Below are 8,953 nucleotides of genomic sequence, written 5' to 3'. Positions count from 1 at the left end.
TCGCGCCCAGCCGCAGCCAGCCGGACTGCTGGTAGTGGCGCAGCCGTTGGGCGAACCAGGTGGGTGGGGCGCACTGGCCGCAGCGCAGCGATGTGCTGCCGCTGCGCGGCGACCACGACCCTGACCCGCTGCGGGCGCTGCTCGCCGCCGGCGCGCAGGTCCGCCACCGTGAGCATGCGTGTGTGCAGATCCTGGCCCGTCCGGCCCCTGCCCGCCGAGTGCGCGCCGCCCGCCGAGCGGCGGCGGCCACCAGCACCTATCCCCATGGGCGGCCCGATGTGGCCGGCCGCGCCGTTTCCGCAGTGGTGCGGTTGGCCGTCGAGCCCCTGCTGTGGCTCCTCGACGCATTCACGCCCGGGGCGTCGCGGCCACGCACGACGGCGTACGGCGCCCGGGCGGTGGAGCGGGATCCGGTGGCTGGCGCTGAGGCCCGCACAGTCGTGGATAAGGCGGTGCGGGTGCCGCACTTCGAGGTCGCGGTGCGGTTCGCCGTAGCGGCCGAGGCGGACAAGACACCACCCGACAGGCAGCGGGCCACGCAGGTCCGCTCGCGGCTGGCCGGGGTGCGGCACAGCATCGCCTCGGCCGCCGCCACCTATACCGGCCCTAACCGGCTGCGGGGCATGAGAATGCCCCGGCCGGTGGCCACTATCGCCGGGCGGAGGCTACGGCGCGGATTCCTGGCAACCGTGCCCGAGTTGGCTGCTCTGGCCGCGCTGCCGCAGGACCTCGCTGTGCCGGGCTTGGACCGGGCGCGGGCCAAGGCGGTGCCGGCGCCGGTGCAGGTGCCCTCTGGCGGCCGGGGTGTGAAGGTGCTCGGCCGCTCGCAGGTCGGCCGCCACAGCGTCGGCCTGCGGGTGGCCGACGCCCGGCAGCACGTGCACCTGGTCGGTAAGACCGGCGTCGGCAAGTCCACGCTGCTACTGAACATGATCCTCGCCGACATTCACGCCGGCCGTGGGACGGTGGTCATCGACCCGCGCGGGGACCTGATCACCGACATCCTCGACCGGCTTCCCGCGTCGTATGCGAGCAAGATCGCGCTCATCGACCCGGACCAGGAGAACCCGGCCTGCTTCAACCCCCTCGACGACGGCGGTGACCGGCACCTGGCGGTGGACAACCTGGTGGGGATCTTCGCGAAGATCTTCCAGGGTCAGTGGGGTCCGCGGATGGACGACACGATGAGGGTGGCGTGCCTGACGCTGATGCGGCATGCGAAACCGACACTGAGTCTGGTGCCGTCGCTGTTGCAGGACCGGGAGTTCCGGGCCAGGTTCACCCACGGCCTGGACGACCCGGACGGGCTCGGCGGGTTCTGGGTCTGGTACGACGGCATCAACGAGCAGTTCCGCGGCCAGGTCATCGCCCCGGTCCTTGCCCGGCTGCGAGCGTTTCTGCTGCGGGACTTCGTCAAGAGTGTCATCGGCAATGCGCACAGTTCCTTCGACATGGGCGCGATCCTCGACGGCGGGGTGCTGCTGTGCCGGCTGCCCAAAGGCATCCTCGGTGAAGAGACCAGCCGGATCCTCGGTTCGCTGATCGTCGCCCGGGTGTGGCAGGCCGCCATCGCCCGCGCCACCGTTCCGGAGGACCAGCGCAAAGACGCCTGCCTCTACCTTGACGAGTGCCAGAACTTCCTGACGTTGCCGGGCAGCGTCGGGGACATGCTGGCCGAGGCGCGAGGGTTCCGGCTCGGGCTGGTGCTGGCCCACCAGGACCTGGCACAGCTACCGAAAGACGTCGCGGCGGCGGTGTCGGCCAACGCCCGGTCGAAGGTGTTCTTCACCGTCGACCCGGCCGACGCGCGAGAGCTGTCCCGGCACACCAAACCCGAACTGGACGAGCACGACCTGGCCCACCTCGACGTCTACACCGCCGCCGCCCGGCTGTTGGTCGGCAACCGGGAGCTGCCCGGGTTCACCTTCACCACCAACCCGCCCCCGCCGGTCGTGGGTGAGGCGACAGCGATCCGGCAGGCGTGCGCCACCGCCCACCGCGGCGGCGACGGAGAGCCGCCGATGCAGCAACTTGCTCGCACGGCGATGAAGCGGCGCATGGGATCACGCGACCGCTGACCTTCACCTGTGGTGGCCGGTGGTGGCATGACAGTGATCTGCTGCTGCCGCGCATCGTCGCCGTTTCACCTACCAGGCCGTGGCGACGGTAGGAGTTCTGCTGATTTGCCGTCGGGGCTGCCATGGAAACCGGCTACCTTCCCGAGTCCCGATGGGTCCTTCTCTGCTCCGATTCTGCGCGGTCGGCGGTGTACTGCTCGGGGTCGCTGTGCGGGGAGTCAGGCGGCTTCGACCTTCCGCAGCTGAGACGCCGGGTGCATACGGGGCACAAGACAGCGTGAAACGTCGACGGCCAGCCCGAGGCAAGGTCGATCGAGGAGCGGTCCCGACCAGCGTCAGCGGACGGTCTCGGCAGGGTGACCGGCATGCACGCCCAAGGTCCGCTTCAACGTCTGACCGTCGCTCGGGGTGGCTGCGGATAGGTTGGCCAGGTGAAGCCTGACATGCGGCCACTGCCGTACGAAGACCTAGCGGCACTCCTCGGACTGAACGCGGTTCTCCACGGGCTGTTACTGGCAGACCGGCTTCCACCTGACGTGACGCAGCGACTGATCCGGCGAATGACTGAGCACGGGCCATTGCCAGCAGGAGCCTCAGAAGGTCAACTCAGCCTTCTCCTTCACGACCTGGCCCAGCGTCTTCACTGGGCCATGGGACACGGGGACGAGTACCCCGAAGCGACGGCGGCGCAGACCACGTACTGCATCGACCTCCCGAGCCCCGCCGCCGTTGACACATGCCGGGCAGAGTTGGCGGAGTTGGGCGCGCGGCTACTGACCACGTACCAGCCGGGCCAGACGGGCCGCCCTATGACCAGCAACGAGCATGTCGCGGCAGGGCTCCGATGGCAACTCGTTGTCGCCTTCCCCGAACTCATGCCTAGCCCAGCATTTGAGGCGCGGATGGAAGCCCTGTCCGCGATGGCTGAACGACACGGTGGCCGCTTGGCCGGCTCCTCGATCGGCTAGCCAAACAAGAGACCCCGGGCCGTCCCCGGACCGTCAAACGCTGACCAGGGATGACCGGCGACCGGCAGCAGCCGAAGGAACAGCAGGTCGGCCGCCATGTATCGGCGTCTAACCTGATGGGCGACGGACGAGTCGACCTGTACGTCGGATTCTGCTGCCATGCCCAGCCCTGAGCCTCAAGCAGTCGAGAGCGACATGCTCCGGGGCGGTCGATGCATCAGTCAGGACTCTCGTTGCGCCGACCGGGGCGCTGCACTTCACGGCGGAAGCGGAGCAGGATCACCTCCACGCCCACGCGACCCCACCCAGGTGGGAAACGATCCCGGACACTCAATCCGACTCAGGATCGCTTAGAGGGCGCGCAAATAGGTCAGGGGGGATGAGCCGGGTAGGAGACGGGCACAGGTACCCGTGATCATGAAGGTTCCTACGCCCAATGATCACTGGAACGCCTGTGCCCGCTGTCCCATCATGGCTGAGCGACCCCTTGTGGGACCAATTCGCCGCGCTGCTGCCGCCCCGTCCCGCTACTGATCCCACCCATCCGCTGGGCTGTCACCGCCGGCGAATCGCCGACCGGATCGTGTTCGACAAGTTGCTGCAGGTGCTGCGGTTCGGCTGCTCCTACCAGGGCATCGCCGATTCGACCTGCTCGGCCACCACAATCCGCAACCGCCGCGACGAGTGGATCCAGCTGGGCCTGTTCGCCCAGCTCAAGACGATCGCGCTGGACGCCTACGACCGTCTCGTCGGGCTGCTGCTGGACAACCTCGCCATCGATGGGTGCATCACCAAGGCCCCCGGCGGTGGCGAGGTCGCCGGCCGTTCACCGGTCGACCGCGGCAAGCAAGGCATGAAACGCTCGGTCATGGTCGAGGCCCGCGGCATCCCACTGGCCCGCGTCCTGGCCGGCGCCCACCGCCACGACTCCCCACTGCTGGAATCCACCCTGGACCGGCTCAACGACCTCGGCCCGCTGCCCGCCACCATCACCGTGCACCTGGACGCCGGGTACGACTCCCAGAAAACCCGCGACCTGCTCACCACCCGCGGGCTGACCGGCGAGATCGCCCGCAAGGGCGTCAAAGCCCCGGTCCAGGCCACCCAGCGGTGGCACGTCGAACGCACAAACGCCTGGCACAACGCCTTCAACCGGCTGCAACGCTGCTACGAACGCAAAGAAGACGTGGTCAACGCCTACTTCGACCTCGCCGACGCCATCATCACCATCCGCAGCCTCATCCGCCAGGCGTGGATCTTGTACCGATGGGACACCCGCCCCACCCGCCGACCATGAAGCCCAACCTATTTGCGCGACCTCTTAGCTAATTAGAGACGCTCCGTCACCGCTCCTTCTGCCGGCGGCGGCGTGGCCGCGCCTGGCTTCTTCCTCGGTCGCTCAGCGAGTCGACGACGGCGTCACTGATCTCTCTGGCTGCTCTGCCGATGCCGCCGATGGCCTTGGCCTTGCCGGCCGCCTTGGCGGTTCCCTCCACCAGCTCGGGCAGGCCCTTCTGGTTCTTCGGCACGATGCTCAGCCGGTCGACCGCTTCGGCGAAGCGCAGGTAGGTGTCGACGCTGGCGATGACGATCCGGGCGTTGATCTCCAGGATTTGGATGCCGACTACGGCAATAACCACCTGTGCGTCGATGACCACGCCCTTGTCCAGAACCGTCTCGACGACGTCAGCCAAGCTGCCGCCGCTGCTGCCGACTCTCTCCAGTGCCCCGCCGGGCCGCCCTCCGGTGGTTGCCAGGGTCATTCGCCACCCTCCTCGGGCCGGATTCGTGTTTCGCGCTTCAGCAGGTTCTCCTTCGTTCCCAGGTCGACGGGATTGCCCGGGTCAGCTAACTCGGGCGTGACGGGGCCACCGGGGAGTAGAACGAAGGGCCAGAGGTCGGCGCGATCCTTGGGGACGGGTGCGGCAGTACCCAGAGGCGAACAGGCAAAAACTTCCGGTGCAGCTACAGGTGGGCTGGGCCGTCTACGGGCCGTCTGGGCCGTTGCTGGGCCGTTAAGCGCCGACCAAAGATGACCGAGGACGATCAGCAGCGCCGAGAAACAGCAGGTCAGTCACCACATGCGGGCGGCCGACCTGGTGAGCGGCGGACGAGTCGACCTGTACGCCGGACGCTCCGGGTGCAGACGCGGGACAGCCGTTGTAGCTTCGGCGAATGACTGGCGGTGGTCGTGCCGGGGACGATCCAGCCGTGCCGGGCGCAGACGCGAACACGTTGTTGGCCGTGCGGATCTCGGCTGACCGGGTGTCAGAGCTGCGTCACGCGGTTACGGCTGCGGTCGAGGCAGTCGGGCTCACCGGGGAGCGCTTGGAGGACTTCGTCCTGGCGGTGCATGAGCTGGTGGTGAATGTCGTCCGTCACGGCGGCGGCTTCGGCGAGTTGCTGTTGCGCCGCTACCACGACTTGGTGACGTGCCGGATCTCCGATCATGGACCAGGCATGGACGAAGCTGTTCCTGTGCCCTGTGTCACCCGGCCCGGCAACCGCGGCCTCTGGCTGGCGCAGCACCTGCTCGTCAGGGAGCTAATCCTCAGCAGCACTCCGCAGGGACTGACCGCCACGGTCAGCATCACGATCACTCCGGGGGAGGCGGCCTAATGTCTGCCCCTGGTGACCTGTGGCAGCGGTGCGCGGAGGTGCGTCTGGACCGACAGTGGTGACGCGTCGCAGGCCGACCGCGAGCGACCAAGGACGATCGCTGGTGGCTACGTTTGGCCATGTAGCAATGTGTGACGGGCCTCACCGCCCCGCCAAGGGTGCCCTGCAAGAAGCGCCGATGGGAACGAGTGACGACGGCGCGTCGGTTCGGCCGTGATGGGGGAAGGCCCCGTTCTGGGGGGGGGGGGGGGGGGACCGGGGCCTTCCTGTGCGCCATGCGGGGCCCGGGGGTCGGGGGCACCCGCTACGGTTCGTGGCCTCGCACACGAGACTCCCAAACCGGTCACTAGCGCATCAGGGGTAGATAATAGGTAAGGTCAGCGCGAAGTGCAGTGTGGGGGCGGAACCGCCTCACTCGGTAAATCAGCAACGGCACGGGAACAGGTAGGGCGCCATGCGGCGAATGACCAGCCCGTCCGGGTTGTGAGATTCGATGATGATGTCAGCTTGACTGTCAGTGTCGTCTCCGTCGCATCGCTGACTGGCCGCGGCACCGGCTCCCGCCGGGCCCCCAACAGTCACGTCGATGTTTACGCGCCGTACGTCATCGCCGTTTTGAGCGAACGGCTCGTTGGTGATTACAGCAAGCACTGACTCCGAGGCTCGGTGATCCGACGGCGAGTCGGTGCCAGGCGAGTGGTGCTTCGAGACCACGCAGCGGCATGCTAGACCGCGAGCGTGCAGCCCCCGCACAAGCTGACCGACGACGGGAAGAAGCGCGTCGGGACACGTCGCCGCCACTCGCAGACCCCTGCCGACCGCCGCAGCCACAATCGCATCCGCAACGGCCGACAGCACCTCCCGCTCGTGCGCGATCGAGGAAAGATCAGGCACAGTGACTCCCTTCCACCCAGACTTGCCGTCACCTGCCGCCCGAACGTGGTGATGGCGGTGCCGCCCGGCACTCCAGGTCTGGCCCCGGCTATGTCGCCGGCATGAGTTCCATCCCTGTCAGGAGTACAAGCGCAGCCACCGCGAGCACTCGTTACAGCGTCCTAACAAGACGGGCCGTTCGATGAACTGCGCAGCTCGGAAGTACAGCAACGCACCTGACCCGCTGGCGCGCCAGCCGAGTTGGTTGGCTGGGGGTCAAGGAGTCTGCCGGGGCACACACGGGGCACAAGACCCTGTGAAACGTCGGCAAGCAGCCATCAACGACGTGAGCCCAGGAGCAAGCGTGACCAGTGCGCCGACCTGGTCGCCGCAGGTCACGGGAGAGGCAGTCTAAGTTCCGCTTCAACGTCGGCAGGCAACGCGCCACGTCCGGTCAAGCGATGATGGGGCGGCGCGATCGAGCGTGCGGGGTTCGGATCGGGGATCAGGCGCTCGGGTCGTGGGTCGGGATGATGCGGACCTGGTTTCGGATGGCGTGCAACCGGTGCAGTGTGCGGAAGGCTGCATCGCGATCGTCGTCGACGAGCCACCCCGGGTACGGCGCCTTTTGCCGGACGTGTTCGATCTGCAGCCCGTGCCAGGCTGCGTCACCGGCGACCAGCACTGGTCCGGTGGAGGTCCGCAGCAGGACACCGACACTCCCCGGTGTGTGCCCGGCCAACTCGACCATGATCACTGACCCGTCGCCGAGTAGGTCGTGACTGCGCTCGAAGGTGAGCACCGGCGGCCCGTCCAACTCGTAGCTGTCCAGCCGACGGCCCTGCAGCGCGGCTCGGACGCCGCCTGCTGGTGCAACGTCGCCGGACATCATCCAGTCCCGTTCCCGCTCCCGCACCATGACCGGCAGCCCGGGAAGGTCGAGCAGTCCGCAGACGTGGTCCCAGTGCAGATGGGTAGGTAGTGCGAAGTCGATCGCGTCGGCCGCGATGCCGGCCCGTTCCAGCGCCGTCGTGGTCGGCAGCACCTGGTAGCGCGGCCGCACCGCCGGCCGCAACGTCCACGGCAGCTCGCCGATCACCCGGTCGCCGACGTCGACACAGACCGACGGATCGAGCAGCACGGTGACCTCCGGATGCCGGATCACGTACGTGGACAGGGAGTTGCCGACCCGGCGCGGTGTCCGGACAGCCTCGGCGATCAGTGGGGTCGGCACCGATCGCACCGTCTGGTTCAATGCGATCAGCTCGACCTCGACCTTTCCGGGCGGGAGGCCGGCGTCGGACAGCCCCGCCAGGAAGCGCCGGTCGATCGGACGCGGCCGGATCAGGCGGTACGGCACCGCAGCGAGTGCACCGGCCGCCACGGTGGCCTGACGGATCGTGTAGATCATGAGCCTCTCCCCTCACCCTGGCGCATCGCGCGCCGAGGGGTGCACCGTAGAAGTTCAGGTTGACCTGAAGTCAATTCGTAAGGAGCTTGCGTGACGACGTGGCGAATCGGGGATGCGGCGGCCCTGGTCAGCGTCCCGACCCATGTGCTGCGGCATTGGGAGGAGGTCGGGGCGCTCGAACCTGCCCGGCTTTCCAACGGGCACCGGATCTACGACGACGAGACGATCACCCGGGCGCGGCTGATCCGGCTCTGCCAGCGAGCTGGCATGTCACTGGCCGAGATCGCAGACCTGTATCGCGGAGACGGTCAGCGCCGCGCCGCGCTGGTGAGTGACCGACGAGACCGGATCGTCGACCAGATCCGCCGGCTACGCGCCGCTCAGGGCTTCCTTGAGCACGTCCTCGCCTGCAGGCACCCAATGGTGTCGGACTGTCCCGAGTGCAGCAGCTTCGCCGCCGGGTCGGTGCCAGACGCAAGCCAGCCAGAACTGGTTCTCCGTGATTGAGAAGGCCAGTTCCCACTAAAGAATTCCTAACGAAAGATGTTGGGCGTGCCCTCACGTCCCGAGGACACGCGCAACGTTGTTTTGATAGTAGCTCTTGGACCGCAAGGAGCTACAGGGCCAGCACCAGATGGTTGTCCTGTCCTGCTTCATGCGCAGCCTCGGATACCGGCTCTTCGAAGTTAAGCGGGGTTGAGGTGTCCGCGGTGGCGGCGGGTGGTGGCGGTGCGGGTGCGTAGGCGCTGGTTTTCGGGGTTTCGGAAGCCGTAGGCGTCGCGGGCGACGGTCTTGATGACCCGGTTGGTTCCTTCGGAGCCGGCGTTGGTGATCCCGGTTGTCAGGAACGCGTGGATCTGTGGCCACCAGGTCTCGATGGTGGTGGCGAGTCGGTGGAGTTCGTGCAGTTCGGTGGCGGCGCAGCGGGTGTAGAAGCGGCGTAGCAGCTGGTGGACGTGTTCGCGGTCCGGGTGGGTGCGGGCGGTCGCGAGTAGGTCGAGGAG

At 67.7% G+C, this 8,953-nt stretch carries 7 protein-coding genes; 4 read left to right on the top strand and 3 right to left on the bottom strand.

Annotation, left to right across the window (positions count from 1 at the left end; translation table 11 throughout):
* Positions 1-59: 59 nt before the first annotated feature.
* Both ACWEVO_RS21030 and ACWEVO_RS21025 read left to right on the top strand, forming a co-directional pair.
* Positions 60-2,078 (top strand): type IV secretory system conjugative DNA transfer family protein, encoded by a 2,019-nt coding sequence (locus ACWEVO_RS21030; protein ID WP_452309224.1) that lies wholly within the window; start codon positions 60-62, stop codon positions 2,076-2,078.
* Positions 2,079-3,500: 1,422 nt separating this feature from the next.
* Positions 3,501-4,343 carry an IS5 family transposase gene (locus ACWEVO_RS21025; protein ID WP_452309223.1) on the top strand — a complete coding sequence of 281 codons (843 nt, stop codon included), beginning with the start codon at positions 3,501-3,503 and terminating at the stop codon, positions 4,341-4,343.
* 46 nt (positions 4,344-4,389) lie between these two features.
* On the opposite strand, the gene gvpJ is transcribed toward ACWEVO_RS21025, so the two are convergent.
* Positions 4,390-4,809, bottom strand: a complete 420-nt coding sequence (gvpJ, locus tag ACWEVO_RS21020) for a gas vesicle protein GvpJ (protein ID WP_452309222.1) — start codon at positions 4,807-4,809, stop codon at positions 4,390-4,392.
* Positions 4,810-5,257: 448 nt separating this feature from the next.
* On the opposite strand from gvpJ, the gene ACWEVO_RS21015 reads away from it, so the two are divergent.
* On the top strand, positions 5,258-5,665 hold the full coding sequence (locus ACWEVO_RS21015) for an ATP-binding protein (protein ID WP_452309221.1): 408 nt from the start codon (positions 5,258-5,260) through the stop codon (positions 5,663-5,665).
* A gap of 1,378 nt (positions 5,666-7,043) precedes the next feature.
* Here ACWEVO_RS21015 and ACWEVO_RS21010 read toward each other — a convergent pair.
* Positions 7,044-7,949, bottom strand: coding sequence for an MBL fold metallo-hydrolase (locus ACWEVO_RS21010; protein ID WP_452309220.1), 906 nt, complete (start codon positions 7,947-7,949; stop codon positions 7,044-7,046).
* Between the two features lie 90 nt (positions 7,950-8,039).
* On the opposite strand from ACWEVO_RS21010, the gene ACWEVO_RS21005 reads away from it, so the two are divergent.
* Positions 8,040-8,456 carry a MerR family transcriptional regulator gene (locus ACWEVO_RS21005; RefSeq protein ID WP_452309219.1) on the top strand — a complete coding sequence of 139 codons (417 nt, stop codon included), beginning with the start codon at positions 8,040-8,042 and terminating at the stop codon, positions 8,454-8,456.
* 179 nt (positions 8,457-8,635) lie between these two features.
* Here the strand turns inward: ACWEVO_RS21005 and ACWEVO_RS21000 are convergent.
* A partial coding sequence (locus ACWEVO_RS21000; protein WP_452309218.1) for a transposase occupies positions 8,636-8,953 on the bottom strand: 318 nt, incomplete at its 5' end.

Source organism: Micromonospora sp. NPDC003776, from assembly GCF_053605645.1.
This window is presented reverse-complemented; position numbering and strand designations above follow the sequence as displayed.

Excerpts from the sequence above, each read along its gene's own strand:
- gvpJ (WP_452309222.1), bottom strand. The coding sequence starts at position 4,809 with ATGACCCTGGCAACCACCGGAGGGCGGCCCGGCGGGGCACTGGAGAGA.
- ACWEVO_RS21010 (WP_452309220.1), bottom strand. The coding sequence starts at position 7,949 with ATGATCTACACGATCCGTCAGGCCACCGTGGCGGCCGGTGCACTCGCT.